Here is an 18,824-nt window from a genome sequence, read left to right on the forward strand (position 1 = left end):
TTACATCCATCCTTTCGGGAAATTATTTTAATAGAGAGTAAGATTTGAATTCTGCTACTTGCGGCTGATGACCGCGGGTGAATGCGGTTAAGCCCGTTCTGGCCAGTTCCTTAATGCCATAAGGCCTTAACAGATCGATGAGCGCATCGACTTTATCTGATTTACCTGTCACCTGAACCGTGACGCTTTCTTTACTGACATCGATGATTGATGCACGGAACGGTTCGATGATCCCTTGGATTTCGCTGCGGATCTGCGGGTTGCTGATCACTTTCACCATCGCGAGCTCCCGGGCGACAATCGCTTTGTCTGTGATGTCCGATACTTTTAGAACATCGATTTGTTTGTTCAGCTGTTTGGTGAGCTGCTCCAGCTTTCGGTCATCTTCCACTTCCACGACGAACGTCATTTTTGAGACGCCTTCCGTTTCCGTACGGCCGACGGAAATGCTTTCAATGTTGAATTGCCTTTTCGCAAGTAATCCTGTCACTCGGTTCAGCACACCGCTTCGATTATGAACGGTTGCTGTGACGATTCGCTTCATCGTTTCACCCCAATCATTTCGTGTAGTCCTTTTCCTGGTGCGATCATCGGATAGACGTTCTCTTTTTGGAGGACACGGCAATCAATGACCGCCGGCTGATCATCCCCCAAAACTTTCGGCAGTACTTCCAAAAGTTCTTCCTGGGTTTCAATCTTGTAGCCGGGGACCTGATAGCTTTCTGCAAGTTTCACAAAGTCCGGCTGCACATCGATGATTGATTCTGAGTATCTCTCACTATAGAACTTCTCCTGCCACTGCCTTACCATGCCTAACGCCTGGTTGTTGACAATCAATATTTTGACCGGCAGTCTCCGTTCTTGTAGAACGGACAGTTCCTGAAGCGTCATTTGAAAACCACCGTCACCGACAACAGCGACGCAGGTGGAATCCATGTCCGCAAGCTGTGCCCCGATGGCTGCCGGGAACCCATAGCCCATCGTTCCAAGGCCTCCTGAAGTGACCCAGCGATTCGGTCGATCAAATTGATAGTATTGCGCCGCCCACATTTGATGCTGTCCGACATCTGTCGTAACGACCGCTTCTCCACCGGTATATTCATAGACTTTCTGCATAAGCCATTGAGGGACGATGAGTTCATCCGGCTGATCATGCCAGAGTGGATAATCGATTTTATTTTGGCTGATCGCATCCATCCATCCTTTATGGTGCAGCCCTTTTACAGTCTTTGCGTTCAAAGCTTCCAGTGCTGCTTTGGCATCCGATACAATAGGAATGTGCGTGGGAATGTTTTTCCCGATTTCAGCAGGATCGATATCGATATGGGCGACCATAGCGTTTGGTGCGAAGTGCTTGAGATTCCCCGTCAGTCTGTCATCAAAACGGGAGCCGATATTGATCAACAGATCGCATTCATAAAGGGCGGTGTTTGCAGAATAGGTCCCATGCATACCAGCCATTCCGAGGGACAAATCACAGGAACCAGGGTAACTGCCAAGCCCGAGTAACGTAGTCGTAACCGGCAATTGGTAATTTTGTACGAATGTTTTTAACTCCTCCGAAGCACCTGCATGAATGACACCGGATCCTGCGAGTACCACTGGTTTTTTCGCCTCTACAAGTGCGTCGTGCAGTTTGCTTACCTGAAGTGGATTCGGCTTGACGGTCGGCTGATAGCCCGGCAAATGAAACTCACTCTTCACTTCCTTTGCGTAAACCGTTGAACTGATATCTTTCGGAATATCCACAACAACCGGCCCTGGTCTGCCTGTCGTCGCAATATGGAAGGCTTCATTCACAATTCTCGGCAGGTCCTCAATTTCCTGAACTTGATAATTGTGTTTAGTAATCGGTGTCGTAATCCCCATGATGTCTGATTCCTGAAACGCATCGGTTCCGATGACGCCTTTGGCTACCTGACCGGTAAAAATGACGAGTGGAATGGAGTCCATCATCGCATCCGCAATACCTGTAACTAAGTTTGTTGCTCCTGGTCCAGACGTTCCGATCACAACCCCGGCTTTTCCGGAAACCCTCGCATATCCTTCTGCTGCGTGGATTGCTCCTTGCTCATGTCTTGGAAGAATATGATCAAAGCTGCCTTCCGCCCGGTAGATGGCATCATAAATCGGTAAAACCGCGCCACCTGGATATCCGAATAACGTTTCGACACCTTGACCGATCAAAGCTTCCACGAGCAAATCTGCTCCTGTCTTTGTCGCGGTTTCTTGTTCCGCACTTGCCTGTGCCTTCATTTTTTTCATCCCTCCTGTGTTAAACATATCTTTTATGGAAAGCGGATCAGGATATCGTAATGCTTCTCCGCTTCGAAACTTTCGCCTTTCGAACAAAAAAGAGACCTTCTTCCTCCTCAGATTCCTGCAACACCATAACAGTGTTATAAGAATGTGAGGGGTGAAAAGGTCTCTCTTTACTTCCACGGTACCACCCTCATTCGTGAAGCCTTGTAACAGGCTCCACCTCATGGGATTCATCATGAACCCCTTTTGATAACAGGTGCGGTGAAACACCTGGTCCCGCCTACTAGATGAACGTTCGGCGTGGACACTCAAGGATGATGTCAGAATAAGATGTATTTCCGGGCTTCCAGCAACCCCGGCTCTCTGGGAATACAAGCACTTATTCCTTTATTCCTTTCATCGTGTTCGTGTGATTTATTTTTCAAATGTCTCAGACTCTGCTCCGCTATTCTCTACTAACTCACGTGCGCTTGATCTTTGCTGTACACTTTGTATCCGTCTGTTGTCGTTACTTTTCTGAATTCTGAAAGCAGATGGTTTGTGACAACGCCCGGCTTCCCATCTCCAACTTTTCGCTGATCGACTTCCACGACAGCGATTACTTCTGCCGCTGTGCCTGTCAGAAATACTTCATCCGCAACGTAAACATCGTGTCTCGTAAACGGCTGCTCTTTGACTTTATAGCCTTTTTCTTCAGCTAAATCGATGATGGCGTTACGGGTAATGCCTTCCAAAGCGCCTAAATAAGTCGGCGGTGTTAAAATCGTTCCATTCTTCACGATAAAGATGTTATCGGCAGATCCCTCGGTCACATAGCCTTGATCATTCAGCATAAGCGCTTCATCAACGCCTGCCTGATTGGCTTCCATTTTTACAAGAATGTTATTCAAGTAATTCAACGATTTCACTTGTGGCGGTAACACGTCCGGTCGATTTCTTCTGCTTGATACAGATGCAAGCCGGACCCCGCGTTCATATAGTTCTTTCGGGAACAAAGCGAGTGCTTCAGCAATGACAACCAAGCGTGGATTTGCACAGCTGGCCGGGTCCAGACCCAGATTGCCAGCGCCTCTGGAAACGACGACGCGGATATAAGCGGTTTCCAACTGGTTTCGGCGGACCGTTTCAGCAATAATCTCTTCGAGTTCCTCCTTGCTATGTGGAATCTCGAGCATAATCGACTTCGCTGAATCATAAAGACGGTTCAAGTGTTCATCAAGCTTAAAAATGTTGCCTTCGTATACGCGAATGCCTTCGAACACCCCATCTCCATATAAGAAACCATGATCATAAACGGAAACGACGGCTTCTTCTTTTTTCACGTATTCGCCGCTCATATAAATCCATTGGCTGCTCATTTTCAGCACTCCTTTCTTTTATAGTTTAATGTTTGAAATGATTAAAGAATGATAAAGAAAATGTGGACCCTTCTGGTAAGTGGTGATCTTACATTTTCAGGGTCCCAATCTCAGGTCTTTCGCATGAACCAACCAGACGATTGAAAGAATCGATGTGGTTGATTGAGGACTACTTTAAACCCATTTTGAGGGAAGGTCAACAGGTTTTTAGTAAATTTTCTGAACACTCAAAAGATTCGATGAATGGGTTAAGCGCTTACACCGTTGAGAGGCTTGGCATCCGCTTTCTTTTTCTCTTTTCTTTTTTTCTTTTTTATCTCAAATGAGCATGAATTCAGCTTGGAAACATTCGTAAACCTGCAGACGATTCTTGACAATCTTTCTGCAAGATAATCCCTTTTTGTTCATGAAAGTAGAAAAAAATATAGTGGACATTCGCCCTGCCTTCAGAGCCCGTCCCTTCATACTGTGTCATATAGGATTAAAAAAGGTGGTGAAAGATATGAGCTGGTATGGTGGCTGCGGCGGATATGGCGGCGGATACGGCGGTGGATACGGAAGCACTTTCGTTTTGATCGTTGTATTGTTCATCCTATTGATTATCGTAGGAGCTTCTTTCTACAACTAAAAAGACCTTAGCGTGTGAACCACCTCTACCCGTTATAAGTGGTTCACACAAAAGCGGATGGTCATTTAGCCCTTTCCGCTGAATAGGTATGCATAAAAAAAGAACCAGAGGTCCTCACCACCTTCTGGTTCATTGTTCGTTATCTTTGCAATTAAAAGAATTCGGAAGAAAAATTGTTTTCCCAATATAGGTTTGGTTATAATAGACGGCGAGACATATTCTCTACAACCTCTACCTGTAGAAAGTCTCCCTCTTTCATTACCAGAGCGTAATCGCTCTGGCTTTTTTTATTACAAAAACGTTTATTATATCAATATAATGAGCATACTCTTTTTTGTGGGCTGGTTTCATCATGTTTTTCATCGCCGCACACCGGCCTGCCCAAAAGGATTAATAAAGATTTATCATGTTAAAATAAATAAAGAAGCGAGTCGTCTATGTAAGATAGTCGGTTCGCTTCTTTATTAGCTCTAAAGATTTTTCAAGTTCGGACAGATCCTTTTTAATTTTCCAGCGCACACTCTTTTTGATACTCTAAGTTGATGAAAGTTTGCTGCAACTCAGGCAGAGTCATCTCAATGGTTCTTTTTCCAAAGGCATCCTGTGTGTAACCTAAATCCCTTAATTGATCAATCAAATAATACCTTTCTTGATAAGAACCTTCCGGGGGATAAACTGACACAAGCATCCTAATCAACTCCTGAGCAAAAGATTATTATAATAAGTTCTTTCTACTCTCATACCCCTTATTCCTCTTTTCAACCGCGAAAATTATCATAATTGTCTGATTTTTATCAGGAGAAGACATCTATCATAGGAGAACCAGCCATTTTTTGGTGAATAACCTCCACATTTGTTTCTTTATGTTCGAGCCCCCGCTTCATGACACTTTGTAGGAGTCGGGTCGGCGAACCGTTCCAACTTATTGCTTCAAGGATTCCAAACTATTGTTAGATAAAAAAAACGCCCATGTAGTGGACGTTTTTTCGATCAATTATATATTGCCGAAGAACTTCTCCGCTTTTTCTAAATAAGGCTCTTCTTCAGGCATCAGCTCGTACTCTTCGACAATCGCATCTACCGGACATACCGATACGCATGCGCCGCAGTCTATACATAAATCAGGGTTGATGTAATACTGGTCTTCCCCTTTTTCAATACAATCGACAGGACAAACGTCTACGCATTCGCCGGCTTGTTCGCCCTGGCACGGTTGTGTAATGACAAATGCCATATGTATCTCTCCCTATCTCGTTTATGATTCTAGTGTGTCGGAAAGGAGAGGGGTTTGTCAAACTTCGCATTTCATATTCTCATCGAATCCTCATAGTCGAATGCGGTCATAGCCCCCCCCCATTTGTACGTTTGCCAAAGGAAATAATGGCAAGTAGAATAAAAGATAGCCAATGGAAAGGCTGGGAATATGATGAAAACGCATGAAGTCTGGTTTGAAACTCTGGATTTCTTGCGTTTTTTCCTTTAATCATGTCCCAGCTTTTTTGCTAGAAAAGGAAGGAGGGATGTCCATGTCATCATGGATACGGCCTTTTCGTGGTCTCATCGTTTTACTCTTGTTATCTATTTCTTTCCTTACCGGTTGTACCGAAACCCAGCCTGTAGAAGAAGAGCCTGAAAGTCAAACGGAACAACCACCAGATTCCGAAGAGAGTGCTTCTATAGAAAAAGAGGAGGAAGCACCTTTAGAAAAGAAATCTAAGGCCTCCGAAGAAAAACAGCCCGGGGATGTTGATGCCACCGTCACGAACGTTGTGGACGGGGACACCATCGACATTCAGATCAATGGCAAAGAAGAACGCGTTCGTTTGTTACTCGTCGACACGCCTGAGACCGTTCATCCTGACAAGCCCGTGCAGCCTTTTGGACCTGAAGCAAGTGACTATGCAAAAGAAAAATTGTCCGGTAAAGATGTACGTTTCGAATATGACGGACCAAAGCGTGATCATTATGACCGCCTTCTTGGCTATGTTTGGATAAACGGAGAGAATTTCAATCAGCAATTACTAGAAAAAGGGTTTGCTCGATATGCTTATGAATATGACCCACCCTACGTTCATTCAGCATCCATGAAAAATGCAGAGACTCGCGCCATACAAGAGGAGAAAGGGATTTGGAGCATCGACGGCTACGTTACGGATGAGGGATTTCGTGAAGGAGAATCATCAAGCGTTGAAGAAACACCCGCCTCCTCCACCTATGCAGGTGGTCTTCCCTATGATCCACAAGGTCCTGACCGGGACTGTGGTGACTTTTCCTCCCAAGAAGAGGCCCAAGCTTTCTATGAAGCAGCAGGAGGACCCGCCCAAGACCCCCATCGCTTGGATGGACACGATCAGGATGGTCTCGTTTGTGAAAGTTTATAATTGAATAAAAATGTCCGATCCATTGAAGTCTTCTTTCATTTTTGGTCGGTTAAAGAGGATTTCCTACCGGGAAATCCTCTTCTTTTTTGCTCCCCACCCTTTAATCGTCTTAATTTTTGTAATATTATTGTAATTCACCCATAAACAAGGTAAAATCATGTAAATATAAGGGACTTTTTGATTTAAATGGGTGACAATGATCCTTTTAAATCAATTCAATATCATAATAGGGGGTCTTCAAATGAAAAAGTATTCATGGTTGATGTTCGTTCTCCTTTTCACTGTAAGCCTATTCTTGAGTGCTTGTGGTGAAAGTGGGACAAGCGGTTCCGCAGGAGAAGACGGCGGAAGTGATGGTGGCGAAGAAATGACGAACCTGACGATGGGAACAGGTAGTGTCGGTGGTGTCTACTATCCGCTTGGTGGAGAAATGGCGAATCTTTTCACAGACAATATTGACGTCGAGGGATTTGACGTTAGTTCCGTAGAATCTGGAGCTTCTGTTGAAAACATCGCCAAAATTCAATCCGGAGATTTCCAATTAGGGATTGCCCAGAATACCACGATGATCAACGCCGTTGAAGGAATGGGTGAATTCGAAGGAAAAGATGTCGGAAATGTCGGAGTCATCGGTTCCCTTTATCCAGAAGCGCTTCAAGTCGTCACACTTGATTCTACAGGAATCGAGTCGATTGAAGATCTGAAAGGTAAAAAAGTAGCTGTCGGACCGCCAGGCGGGGCGACTCGTGAAGCTGCTGAGATGGTTCTTTCCGCTTATGGCATCGAAGAAGGAGACTATGAAGCGTTTGAAGAAGGATTTGGCGACGCGAAAAGTAAACTTCAAAATAATACCATTGACGCTTCTTTTGCGGTTGTAGGGGTTCCATCCTCAACAACGGATGAATTAGAAGCGGCAACAGGAGAAGTTAAATTCCTGAACATTGAAGGAGACGCTTTAGATGAAGTGGTTGCTAACAGTCAGTACGAAGCTTACACAGTTGAACCTGGTACGTATGAGTGGCAGGAAGAACCTGTGGAAACCATTACTGCATTGGCACTGCTTCTTGGTTCAACCAGCCAGGTCAGCGAAGATCTAGCGTATGAAATGACGAAAACACTTTATGAAAATGCTGGTGATATGTCCATCGCTCAAGCGAAATTGATCACGCAGGATAGTGCCTTGACAGGTGCTCAGGATCTTCCGCTTCACCCTGGAGCAGAGAAGTATTTCAAAGAAGCAGGCATTTTAGAATAAAGATAGGATTGGGAACCGGACATTGTTTTTGTCCGGTTCTTTAAAGCGCTGATTTAAGAAGAGAATGGAGGTAAGAGGCGTGACAAAAAAAGATAACAAGGAAGTCGATAAGCAAGAAATGATGAAAAAATACGATAAAGAGAGCACATTCCGAACCAATCTCGGGACCTGGGGCTGGGTAACTTTGATCCTCGGAAGCGCACTTACGATTTTTCAGCTTTATACAGCTTACCGTGGAGCTTATGTATCACTCATCCAAGGTGCGATTCACTTAGGTGCGGCACTCTGCTTAGTCTATCTCCTCTATCCGATTAAATCTTCATTGACGAGCAAACGCGGCATTCCATGGTATGACCTTATCTTTGCTGCGATCGCTCTTTATGCGAACTTTTATATCATTCAAAATTATGACCGTCTTATCAATGAAGCGATTATATTCGGCTTCACCTATATGGATCAGTTTGTTGCGACTGCCGGCATCCTTTTGTTACTGGAAGCGACTAGGCGAGTCGTCGGACTTCCAATTGTCATCATAGCGATTCTTGCCCTGCTCTATGGCATGTTCGGAAACTTCATTCCTATCATTGGGCACGCTGGCAATGATTGGCCGACGCTCGCAACGAAGATGTTTTTCAGTTCCAGTGCCATTTTCGGTATACCGATTCAAATATCATCGACCTATATCTTTTTATTCCTTTTTTTCGGAGTAATTCTCGTCAAAACAAACATTGGACAGTTTTTCAATGACCTCGCTCTACGCTTGACAGGAAAATACACAGGAGGAACAGCCAAAGCTGCCGTTGCCGCGAGCGGCCTTCAAGGAATGGTAAGCGGAAGCTCTGTAGCCAATACCGTTGGATCCGGATCATTTACGATTCCGATGATGAAAAATGCAGGGTTCAAACCTCACTTCGCAGCAGCCTCTGAAGCTTCTGCTTCAACCGGTGGGCAGCTCATGCCACCGATTATGGGTGCCGCAGCATTCATCATGGCGTCTTATACGGGAATCCCTTATAACGAAATTATCGTCATCGCGATCGTCCCCGCTCTTTTGTATTTTTCAGGCGTCTTTTTAGGGACACACTTTGAAGCAAGAAAACAAAACATCCGCGGACTTTCAAAAGAAGAACTTCCTAAAACGAATAAACTGGTCAAACGACTGGACTTGTTTCTTCCGCTCGTCATCATTATAGGATTCTTACTTGCCGGACGGACACCGACGTATGCCGCTCTATTTGCAATCGTGACGGCCTTTGTCATCAGTTTTTTCCGTAAAGAAACACGCATGTCCTTGAAAGGAATCATCAAATTGCTTGAAGAAGGTGCACGTGTTGCCCTCCCTGTCATTGCTGCCTGTGCGACAGCAGGAATCATTGCTGGAACAGTAACGACGACAGGCCTCGGGCCAAAAATTGCTGGAGGCATCATCGATCTTGCTCAAGGGCAGTTTTTCCTTGTTATGTTCTTCACCATGATTGCTTGTATCATTTTAGGGATGGGACTACCTACGACAGCCAACTATGTTGTAACTGCAACGATGGCGGCTCCAGCCTTATTAGCCTTTGATGTTCCTGTCATTGCGGTTCACATGTTTGTCTTCTATTTCGGAATTGTCGCAGATATCACTCCTCCGGTTTGTCTCGCTGCTTATGCAGGGGCAGGAATCGCCGGAGCCAATCCGATGAAAGCTGGTGTCACTGCAGTAAAACTTGCGATCGCCGCATTCATCATTCCGTATGTGTTCGTCACCAACCCGATTTTATTGCTGCAGGGAGACGTCAATGCATTCAACTTATCCATTAGTGTCGTCACAGCTTTATTAGGGATGGCGGCCATCAGCTCTGCATTAATTGGATATTTTGCAACCAATGTTTCGTGGGTCGAACGAATCGCTCTTGTCGCCTGTGGACTCATGCTCGTTTATCCGAACCTGGTCATTTCTCTTATTGGCCTAGGCGTTTTCGGAGCTGTTTCTTTCTTCCAATATATAAAAAACAAAAAAGAAGACGCTTCGAAACAACAAGCTGTCGTGTGATCGAAAGCCAGACCTTGTATTACAAGGTCTGGCTTTTTCTTGCCGAATTCCCTTTAAGCCATAGTCCCCCAAGCTCATTGATGAAAATAGCGGCTACGATCAAAATCACCCCTATCCACTGGATCAAGGAAACAGATTCAGAAAGGATGATCATAGCTGAAACAATCGCGACAGGTAGTTCAATAGAACTCAATACATTTGCAAGCCTTCCAGAAATCAACGGTGCTCCCTGAGCAAAAAATAAAGGTGGGATGACTGCCCCTACTAAAGCCACTCCTGCCCCTATACTCCACAACTGCGCATCAAATAGTGGCATTGTTGGGAGGTCTTGAAAAAAGACAGCCAGTACAAGAATCAATGATCCGGTAACCATCAAAGCACTTCTTGCAATTGGATCGGTTTTTGTAGCGACCTGTCCGCTGAAAAAGACAAAACCCGCATAAGAAAACCCGGAAAGCAGCCCAAGCACAAGTCCTGCCAATGGAAGGTCAAAAAAGCCTCCACCAATCACGCCTGAGGCACACACCACACCTAAGAGGGTCACGATTAATGAAAGAAAATTGATTTTTGTAGGAATCATTTTCGTAAACATCCATTCGTAAATCATTCCGATCCATACGAACTGAAACAGAAGAATAATGGCAATCGAGGCTGGTAAATACTGCATCGCCCCATAATAGAAAATACTAGTTAGACCAACCGATGTCCCCGTCAACATGATTTTAAAAAGATCTCCTCTGCTTGTACCTCTTAAAGAAACCCTTTTGAAGAGACTGATCCCCCATAAAAATACAAAAGCGATCAACATTTGAACAATATTCAATTCCCCGAGCGTGTAACCGAAAGAAAAGCCTGTTTTCACAAAAATCGGGGTGAACCCGAAGCTCGCGGCACCGATTAAAACAAGTGTAATCCCTCTCCCTTTCAATCTTCTCCCTCCTTTTTCCAACTGAAACTCTACATTCATACCTCCACCATTCTAACATTCTCTTCCATAAAAAAAGGACCCTCCTCAAAAGAGCGGCCCTTCTCTATGTTATTGAATTATACGATTCTCTTAATCAATCTTCCTATGGTACGTGGAATGAATAAGAGAATATCTACGATAGTATGGATTAACGAGCGAATCAGTTTCATTTTCATTCCTCCTTTTTAGATATATAGATACATACCTCAAATAAAGAAGGCTGAAACACCTCACCACTATTTAAGGTGAAATGTCCCAAAGTCATTAGAACGAATTGGAGATATATGAATACATCGCAACCTTGATCCTGCCCTAAATCTGGTTAGATTTCTGGGAAGGAAAATCGATTGCCCGGTCATTTGAAGAAGCTGTCTCCTCCCTTTATCCCATACCATTTTAACTCTTTCTAATTCAGTATAATTTTTCCATTGCTACTAAAGTGGTATAGACAACTAGAAGGTTAAGCCGTATGCTTGAATTATCTGAAAAAGGAGGTCATGAAATGGAAAAGAAAGCGGTATCTATCTTATTAACAACTGTTTTAGGAGCGACCTTATTCACCTCCACCTCAACCTTTGCAGCACCTGGACCAGGACCAAGCATAGAGAAAGGAGTAAAAACAAATGTACATACGGGGAAAAGAACGGCCCACCCTGTCTTTTCATGGGATCAGCCTGGTCCCTCCTCTCCGGTCCTGCATCCCGGGTCTGTACGAGGAGCAGGCATGAGAGAAGAACCCTTGCAGGATATTGATCCCTTATTACTCTCGGCTATCGAAGATAACGTGATGCCCGGGGCCGTAGCTCTTGTCGCAAGGAGAGGCCATATTGTGAAAGAAGAGGCTTACGGGTATGCCATGAAGTATGAAGACGATGAATTCACACCATCGGAAAACCCCATCCCCATGACGAAAGATACCATTTTTGATCTCGCTTCCATCAGCAAAATTTTCACGACAACCGCCGCTATGATTTTATATGAACAGGACGCGTTCGAATTAAACGATCCTGTCGCGAAGCACCTCCCGGAATTTGCTGAAAATGGCAAGGAAGATGTGACGATTGAGCAGCTCTTGACACATACCTCAGGCTTCAAGGCCTGGATCCCTCTTTATACCGTTGAAGGGGACAGAAACGATCGTTTACAGCATGTCTTACAATATCCTCTCAAGAATGAGCCTGGGTCCACTTATACTTACAGCGATTTAAATATGATTACACTAGGAGCTCTCGTCGAACGCCTCTCCAATATGCGCTTAGATGAATTTGTGGAAAAACATATCACCAAACCATTAAAAATGAAAGATACGATGTATAATCCTGAGGAGGACTTAAAGCCACGCATTGCTGCAACCGAAGATCAGCCATGGACGAATCGTGGGCTTGTGTGGGGTGAAGTCCACGATGAAAGCGCCTGGTCACTGGATGGAGTAGCTGGTCATGCAGGAGTTTTTTCTACAGCAAACGATTTAGCCAAATTCGCGCACATGTTTTTAAATGAGGGTACGTATGGAAATAAGAAGATCCTTGAGCCAGAAACCGTTAAGCTGCTCACGGAAAACCGTATCCCCCAATTTCCAGGTGATGAACACGGATTAGGCTGGGAACTACAACAAGGCTGGTACATGGATGCCCTCTCAAGTCAAGGGACTTATGGGCACACCGGTTACACGGGAACATCCATTGTCGTCAACCCGGAAAATGATACGATCGCGATATTATTAACGAATCGGGTTCACCCCACAAGAGAAACCGTTTCTACGAACGGAGCACGCAGAGGCTTTGCACGTAAAGTGGCAGATGCCATTCCAGTCCAAATGGATAAAAAAGCGAATCCGTGGTTTTCTGGGTATGGGGATCAATTGGAGAACCAGTTAGATGCAGAGGTAACTCTCAACGAAACGGCCTCCCTATCGTTCCGCACATGGTTTGAAATCGAAAATGGTTATGACTACGGAACATTAGAAGTTTCAGATGATGGGGAAACATGGACAACACTGGATCGTTTCACAGGGGACAGTAACGGATGGGTATCACGAAATGTCGAACTTCCATCAGACACGACACATATCCGCTTCACCTATGAAACCGATGGAAGTGTCAACAACCGTGGCTGGTACATTGATGATTTGAAACTAAACGGAAAGGGATTGGATGTCGAAAGCGATTCCTGGGAAAAGAGACCCTATTAATCTTTTTCTCACAATGCAGACAAGTGACTCTACTTGTCTGCTTTTATTATTGATCCTTCCCCACCTCATCACCTTGATCAAGCGGGTGGATGCATTTGATAGTTTTCTTTTTCCTGAAAACGGTTAAGGATGGGTAAATCGGAAAGGAGAGGGGCACATTGACAGAACACAACAAACTCGTTCGAGATCACATTCCTAACTTATTGAGAGATTCGGGGAAAAACATCCGCACACGAACTCTTGATAAGAAGGAGTATGATGAATCCTTGAAAAACAAATTGAAAGATGAAGTCCAAGAATACTTCAAGACAGATGAGAACGAAGATTCCTTGAAGAAACTCGCAGACCTATTGGAAGTCATCCACGCCTTGTCTTATACACATGGATCCACAATTGAAGAACTTGAACATATCCGTCAACATCGCAGAAAAGAACACGGCGCATTCCATAATCGTACGATGCTCCTGGATATCGAAGATGTGTGACCAGTGGTAAGGGGAAAGCCTCAACGGCTTTCCCCTCTTTCTATTAATCGATTGGATCCACCGCTTTCCCATAACGAATGACATCATAGATTGCCATTCCGTCACTCGGCTTTCCATCTCCATTTCGATAAGGAAATAAGGAAAAGAAGATGAAATAGACAGAGAAATAGGAGTACTGGTAGAAGAATAAATCGACAGGAAGTACTTCCTGGGTGATCAAAATATTTAACATCAGGATAATCGCCAGGTTGAAGGCACTTCCGGCAAGGTATATGGCGACATGTGCCCAAGTTTTGTTGTAGGAAAGCTTTTCGTACTGACACCAGCCCTCCATAAAGTACATCCGCCTCACTTCCAAGGGACCCACATTAAACAACAGTTTTCCTGTCCCTATACAATAGCGGATCTTCCCTCCGAATAAACGAGCGACCACGACATGACCCGTTTCATGAACAAGGGTGACGAGTGGCAGAATCAAAAAAAAGTTTATGATGAACATAGGAATGTCATTCATTGTAAACATATGCTTTCCTCCGTGATGGTCTGTTTTGAACTACTGGAACTACCCCTTCCCGTTTTGATAAAAAGGTAATCAAATTGCCGAAAACTGCATCGATAGGCTCAGTATGAATCCATTACGCAAATGTCCCGAAGATCGAAGTGCTGTCTCGCCGTTATCATCCCCTTCCCACCTTTTCGTCTTCCTTTTACTTTTTTCATCAAGGACTTCGTAAAGAAAGCTCACCCTCCTTCAAATGTTTGTAAAATTCCAACATTCCTCATCCTGTTGTTTCCTTCTTCTATTTCGAGTATGATAGAAATAGCGATTTTTTTTAAAGAGGAGCGTATTTATGAAACGATCCATTTACGGATTGACGTTTGACCAACTGACAGATTGGCTTATAGATCATGGGGAGAAAAAGTTCCGCTCCAAGCAAATTTGGGACTGGCTCTACCAAAAGCGTGTAACAGATTTTTCACAAATGAAAAACGTGAACCAATCGTGCATCGATGTTCTCGAAGAACATTTTACGATTGAGACACTTTCTGAAGAAATAAAGCAAGAATCAAAGGACGGAACCGTCAAGTTCTTATTTAAATTGGATGATGGGAACGTAATTGAGACGGTACTGATGCGGTTCAACTACGGGTTATCCGTGTGTGTGACGACACAGGTCGGCTGCAACATTGGCTGCTCCTTCTGCGCGAGTGGAATTCTCCGTAAAAACCGAGACCTTTCCAGTGGTGAGATTGTTGAACAGATCATGCAGGTCCAACAGCACCTGGATCAACAAGGGAATGACGAACGCGTCAGCCACATCGTTGTCATGGGAATTGGTGAACCGTTCGATAACTACGAAAACCTGATTGATTTCTTGAAGGTCGTGAACGATCAAAAAGGTCTTTCCATTGGAGCGCGTCACATCACCGTATCCACAAGTGGAATTGCACCGAAAATGTATGAGTTCGCAGACGAAGGCATCCAGATTAATCTGGCCCTTTCCATTCATGCACCAAACAATGAACTGCGTACCAAAATTATGAAAATCAACCGTGCCTATCCACTCGAAAAACTGATGCCGGCCATTGATTACTATCTGGAAAAAACGAACCGCCGGATTACCTTCGAGTATATTTTACTGAAAGACGTCAATGACCATAAGAAGGAAGCGGAAGAGCTTGCGGACTTGTTGAAGGATAAAAGGCACCTATCCTACGTCAACTTGATTCCATATAACCCGGTCGCTGACAACCCTTATGAACGAAGCGAAAAAGAAGCGATTCTCACGTTCTACCAAACATTGATGGACCGCGGAATCAAATGCGGAGTCCGTACAGAACACGGGACTGACATTGATGCTGCCTGCGGACAGTTACGCAGTAAGCAGATTGAAAAAGAAAAAGCACGCAAAAAGAAAAAGATGCCAACGAACTAAAAGCATGAGGCCCCGGCCTCATGCTTTTTTTCATTCTTAAAACTTTTTCTAGTGGCTTCTCTTCTATGTCCCCATTCACCTCTTATTCCTTACCACTGCTGAAAATATCTTCAGATAAAAGCAAAAAATTGGTTTTATATGTAAAAATATAGGTAATAGAAGGGTATACAAAAATATCCAAGGGGTGATGGGAATCTATCAAAAAGGAGTTTTTCCAGGATGAGAAAATTCTTATCTATTCTGTTCGCTTTCACTCTAGCCTTTGGCAGTGCTGGGATTGTAAGTGCGGATAGTCATGACGGAGACAAAGATTGCAGCGACTTTGATTCTACAGCTGAAGCTGAGCAGTATTGGGAAGAAAATGGATATGACGAAAACAACGATCCAGATGGTTTAGACCGCGACAAAGATGGGACACCATGCGAAAGCTTAAGCGGGAGCTCATCGGATGATGGCTCTGGTGATTCAGAAGCAGCAGATGAAGAAGCAATGGATGAAGAGGCAATGGATGATTCTGAAGAGAGTGGAACAAATGAAGAATCCTCTGACGAAGAAGGTGGAGAGCTTCCAGAAACCGCAACGCCGTATGCTACATATGCGTTACTCGGAATGGGGCTGTTTTTATTAAGTGGCGGACTGTTGTTTGTACGTAGGGAAAATTAAAGCATCTTAACCATCCCCCTCTTCAGCGAACCTTAAATGGTTCGCTTATTTTTTGCTTTTGATTTTCTCACCTATTCTTTAGAGCAAAACAGGTCTATCCATTGGTAGGATAGACCTGTCATTATTTCTTTGCTAATCCATGCATAATGAAGTCAATCGTATAATCGATTTCCTTTTCATCCTCCCAGTTTAAATCAGGTGCGATGATGAAACGGGTGACCAGAAAACCGACCACGGAAGAGATAATCATACGTATGATGGAAGCATTCGGGATTTCTACAAGTTTTCCTTTTTCTTTCAATTGATTCAATGCCTCTTCGAATTTCGGGAATATCTCTTCGAGAAACACTTCCTGAAATTTTCCCTGAAGCTCGGGATGAAAAGCCATTTCCTGCATCACAATGCGCAAGAGCGGAGCATTCTCTTTGGCAAATTCAAACCGATTCTTCAATAGAGTCCGCAATAAACTTTCCAAACCCTCCGGAGGCTCCTCAAAAACTTCATGGGCAAAATGGGATGCAAAAAACGGCAAAGTGAATTTCGTCATGAATGGGGTCACGATAGAAATCAAGAGCTCTTTCTTCGTTTTATAATGACGGAAAATGGTTCCTTCAGCCACATTCGCTTTTGCTGCAATTTCACTGGTGGAAGATGAAGCATACCCTTTTTCCGCAAAAATCTCTACGGCAGCTTTTAATATTTGTTCCTGTTTCGGTGTTAACTTCCGATCTTTTTCTGTCGTCTGTTCTAACGTTTCCACCATTTTCTTAAAGTCAGTCATTCATCCATCCTCCTAAAGCGTCCATTCTCCCATTATAAACGCCGATGCTTCTTCAATGCGAATATATTCAATGTCGTGAAAAGCACCGTAAACCCGAGTAGAATATAAACTTCCAGTTGGATATCCGCGAAAGAAGCTTCACGCAGCATAATCTCTCTCATAGCTTCTGCCCCATACGTTAAAGGCATCATCTGTCCAATAACCTGTATCCATATTCCCAGTCCCTCTGTTGGGAATAAACCGGAGAAGAACACCTGGGGGACAATGATCAAAGGGATGAATTGAATCATCTGAAATTCATTCTTAGCAAAAGCTGATACCAATGTACCAAGGCTTAAAGCTGTGAGAGCGAGTAAAATAGTGACAATGAGCACATAAAAGAAATTCCCATCCATGAACACCCCCAGGATGTAAATGGAAAAAGAAGCAATAACAAGTGACTGAAGGACCGTGAACAGTCCAAACCCTGCCAGATAACCGAACACGATTTCAGACCGTCTGATGGGTGTAGCCAACAATCGTTCCAATGTGCCCTGTGTACGTTCTCTTAAAAAAGAAACTCCGCCTACGATAAATACGAAGAAAAAGACGAAAAAACCGATGAGGACAGGTCCCACATAATCAAATAACCCGAGTTCCTCTGAGCCATGGTAGTACTCCACGTTTATTGGACTTTGCTGATTCGCACTTAAAGATTGCAATTCTTTTTGAATTGCTCCAGCAGTGTTTGGATCACTTCCCTCTAGAACCAGGGATATTTCCTGATTTTCAAAATACAGCACAGCATCCAACGTCCCCTCATCCAGCTTTTCTTGTGCTTTAGAAGAAGACAGCGTTTCAACGACAAGGGTATCCGACGACAATTTTTCAAGCATGGATTCTGGAACGTCGACGGCTCCTAGTTCCAGGTTGGATTCATCATGATCCAGTACCATCCACATGAGTGACAAAACAAGGAGCGGAGCCACCACCATCAGAGCTACACTTCTTTTATCCCGTCTGAATTGGAGAAGGATTCTTTTCATTACATGGAAGGTATTCATGTTGTTTCACCTCCGTAATGTAAAAACACGTCTTCCATAGATGGCACATTCACCTTTTCCTTCAACATTTCTGGAGTATCCATGGCTATCATTTCCCCGTTTCTAAGCAGAGCTAGACGATCACATTTCTCCGCCTCATCCATGACATGTGTGGTAACAATGATCGTAACTCCCTTATGCTTCAAATCATTAAGTTCGTTCCAAATCGACTGCCGCAAAACCGGATCAATGCCAACCGTTGGTTCATCAAGGATGATCATTTCCGGTTCATGGACAAGAGCTGCAGCTAAGGACAACCGCCTTTTCATCCCTCCAGAAAATGTTTCGAAAGGCTGGTCTTTCGAAGAAGATAGGTCAACCATTTCAAGTACTTCCCTGATTCTTTCCTTTCTCTTTTTTCTTGGTAGGTGATAAATGGAAGCAAAAAAATCAAGATTCTCCCATGCCGTCAACTCTTGATATAATGCATCCGACTGCGCCATGAAACCAAAACCTTTCATCTGAGAAAGGTGCCTCAAAGATTCCCCATCAAGGGAAATGGTTCCTTCTGTAGGTTTTAGAATACCTGCGATCAACTTTACAAGCGTGGTTTTTCCTGCCCCTGAAGGGCCCAACAATCCAAAAATCTCACCTTTCTGTATGGAAAGATCCACCTGATCAATGATGGTGACTTTACCATAACGATGGATGACACTCTTCATTTCAACCATAGAATTCAATTTAACCCCTCCTGAGTGAGTGATTACTCACTTTTTATTATACATCGCTTTGTGAACATGTAAAGGAAGAAATATTTCTCTCCCTTCGTTACTAATTACCTTGAAGCGTGCTTTTCCAG

At 44.0% G+C, this 18,824-nt stretch carries 18 protein-coding genes; 8 read left to right on the forward strand and 10 right to left on the reverse strand.

The window, feature by feature from the left end:
• Positions 1-22 precede the first annotated feature (22 nt).
• From ilvN to ilvE, 3 genes are all read right to left on the reverse strand, one after another.
• Complete coding sequence (ilvN, locus tag GLV98_RS11335; RefSeq protein ID WP_089654003.1) at positions 23-544, reverse strand: acetolactate synthase small subunit; 522 nt, start codon at positions 542-544, stop codon at positions 23-25.
• The gene (gene ilvB, locus GLV98_RS11340; protein WP_160915174.1) at positions 541-2,256 is read right to left on the reverse strand and encodes a biosynthetic-type acetolactate synthase large subunit; all 1,716 of its coding nucleotides are present in this window, start codon (positions 2,254-2,256) and stop codon (positions 541-543) included. Before ilvB ends, ilvN begins: the two co-directional genes overlap by 4 nt.
• Before the next feature lie 461 nt (positions 2,257-2,717).
• Positions 2,718-3,620, reverse strand: a complete 903-nt coding sequence (gene ilvE / locus GLV98_RS11345) for a branched-chain-amino-acid transaminase (protein WP_089654001.1) — start codon at positions 3,618-3,620, stop codon at positions 2,718-2,720.
• 502 nt (positions 3,621-4,122) lie between these two features.
• Between ilvE and GLV98_RS11350 the strand changes: the two genes are divergently transcribed.
• On the forward strand, positions 4,123-4,248 hold the full coding sequence (locus GLV98_RS11350) for a YjcZ family sporulation protein (protein ID WP_089654000.1): 126 nt from the start codon (positions 4,123-4,125) through the stop codon (positions 4,246-4,248).
• Between the two features lie 502 nt (positions 4,249-4,750).
• On the opposite strand, the gene GLV98_RS11355 is transcribed toward GLV98_RS11350, so the two are convergent.
• Together GLV98_RS11355 and GLV98_RS11360 are read right to left on the reverse strand one after the other, a co-directional pair.
• On the reverse strand, positions 4,751-4,936 hold the full coding sequence (locus tag GLV98_RS11355) for a hypothetical protein (RefSeq protein WP_160915176.1): 186 nt from the start codon (positions 4,934-4,936) through the stop codon (positions 4,751-4,753).
• A gap of 306 nt (positions 4,937-5,242) precedes the next feature.
• A complete protein-coding gene (locus GLV98_RS11360) occupies positions 5,243-5,482 on the reverse strand; it encodes an indolepyruvate ferredoxin oxidoreductase subunit alpha (protein ID WP_146813959.1) in 240 nt (79 codons plus the stop codon).
• A gap of 292 nt (positions 5,483-5,774) precedes the next feature.
• Between GLV98_RS11360 and GLV98_RS11365 the strand changes: the two genes are divergently transcribed.
• The 3 genes from GLV98_RS11365 to GLV98_RS11375 all read left to right on the forward strand — a co-directional run bounded on the left by GLV98_RS11365 (position 5,775) and on the right by GLV98_RS11375 (position 9,919).
• Positions 5,775-6,629 (forward strand): thermonuclease family protein, encoded by an 855-nt coding sequence (locus GLV98_RS11365; protein WP_160915179.1) that lies wholly within the window; start codon positions 5,775-5,777, stop codon positions 6,627-6,629.
• A 241-nt stretch (positions 6,630-6,870) separates the two neighbouring features.
• On the forward strand, positions 6,871-7,884 hold the full coding sequence (locus GLV98_RS11370) for a TAXI family TRAP transporter solute-binding subunit (RefSeq protein WP_089653996.1): 1,014 nt from the start codon (positions 6,871-6,873) through the stop codon (positions 7,882-7,884).
• A gap of 64 nt (positions 7,885-7,948) precedes the next feature.
• Positions 7,949-9,919 (forward strand): TRAP transporter permease, encoded by a 1,971-nt coding sequence (locus GLV98_RS11375; RefSeq protein WP_160915181.1) that lies wholly within the window; start codon positions 7,949-7,951, stop codon positions 9,917-9,919.
• Positions 9,920-9,938: 19 nt separating this feature from the next.
• Here the strand turns inward: GLV98_RS11375 and GLV98_RS11380 are convergent, their stop codons facing one another.
• Positions 9,939-10,847 (reverse strand): EamA family transporter, encoded by a 909-nt coding sequence (locus GLV98_RS11380; RefSeq protein ID WP_160915183.1) that lies wholly within the window; start codon positions 10,845-10,847, stop codon positions 9,939-9,941.
• A 541-nt stretch (positions 10,848-11,388) separates the two neighbouring features.
• On the opposite strand from GLV98_RS11380, the gene GLV98_RS11385 reads away from it, so the two are divergent.
• Both GLV98_RS11385 and GLV98_RS11390 read left to right on the forward strand, forming a co-directional pair.
• A complete protein-coding gene (locus GLV98_RS11385) occupies positions 11,389-13,077 on the forward strand; it encodes a serine hydrolase domain-containing protein (protein WP_160915185.1) in 1,689 nt (562 codons plus the stop codon).
• A gap of 158 nt (positions 13,078-13,235) precedes the next feature.
• On the forward strand, positions 13,236-13,562 hold the full coding sequence (locus tag GLV98_RS11390) for a nucleoside triphosphate pyrophosphohydrolase (RefSeq protein WP_160915187.1): 327 nt from the start codon (positions 13,236-13,238) through the stop codon (positions 13,560-13,562).
• Between the two features lie 43 nt (positions 13,563-13,605).
• Here the strand turns inward: GLV98_RS11390 and GLV98_RS11395 are convergent, their stop codons facing one another.
• A complete protein-coding gene (locus GLV98_RS11395; protein WP_160915189.1) occupies positions 13,606-14,085 on the reverse strand; it encodes a site-2 protease family protein in 480 nt (159 codons plus the stop codon).
• A 328-nt stretch (positions 14,086-14,413) separates the two neighbouring features.
• Here GLV98_RS11395 and rlmN point away from each other — a divergent pair, with 328 nt between their 5' ends.
• Together rlmN and GLV98_RS11405 are read left to right on the forward strand one after the other, a co-directional pair.
• Positions 14,414-15,499, forward strand: a complete 1,086-nt coding sequence (gene rlmN, locus GLV98_RS11400; RefSeq protein WP_160915191.1) for a 23S rRNA (adenine(2503)-C(2))-methyltransferase RlmN — start codon at positions 14,414-14,416, stop codon at positions 15,497-15,499.
• A gap of 219 nt (positions 15,500-15,718) precedes the next feature.
• Positions 15,719-16,162, forward strand: a complete 444-nt coding sequence (locus GLV98_RS11405) for an excalibur calcium-binding domain-containing protein (protein ID WP_160915193.1) — start codon at positions 15,719-15,721, stop codon at positions 16,160-16,162.
• A gap of 121 nt (positions 16,163-16,283) precedes the next feature.
• On the opposite strand, the gene GLV98_RS11410 is transcribed toward GLV98_RS11405, so the two are convergent.
• From GLV98_RS11410 to ccmA, 3 genes are read right to left on the reverse strand one after another with little or no spacing between them, the layout of a single operon-like run.
• The gene (locus tag GLV98_RS11410; protein ID WP_160915195.1) at positions 16,284-16,943 is read right to left on the reverse strand and encodes a TetR/AcrR family transcriptional regulator; all 660 of its coding nucleotides are present in this window, start codon (positions 16,941-16,943) and stop codon (positions 16,284-16,286) included.
• A gap of 32 nt (positions 16,944-16,975) precedes the next feature.
• Positions 16,976-17,986, reverse strand: a complete 1,011-nt coding sequence (locus GLV98_RS11415; RefSeq protein WP_160915198.1) for an ABC transporter permease — start codon at positions 17,984-17,986, stop codon at positions 16,976-16,978.
• Complete coding sequence (ccmA, locus tag GLV98_RS11420) at positions 17,983-18,696, reverse strand: heme ABC exporter ATP-binding protein CcmA (RefSeq protein ID WP_160915353.1); 714 nt, start codon at positions 18,694-18,696, stop codon at positions 17,983-17,985. The genes GLV98_RS11415 and ccmA overlap by 4 nt, the downstream gene beginning before the upstream one ends.
• Positions 18,697-18,824 lie beyond the last annotated feature (128 nt).

Source organism: Halobacillus litoralis (assembly GCF_009856415.1).
Classification (GTDB): domain Bacteria; phylum Bacillota; class Bacilli; order Bacillales; family Halobacillaceae; genus Halobacillus; species Halobacillus litoralis_C.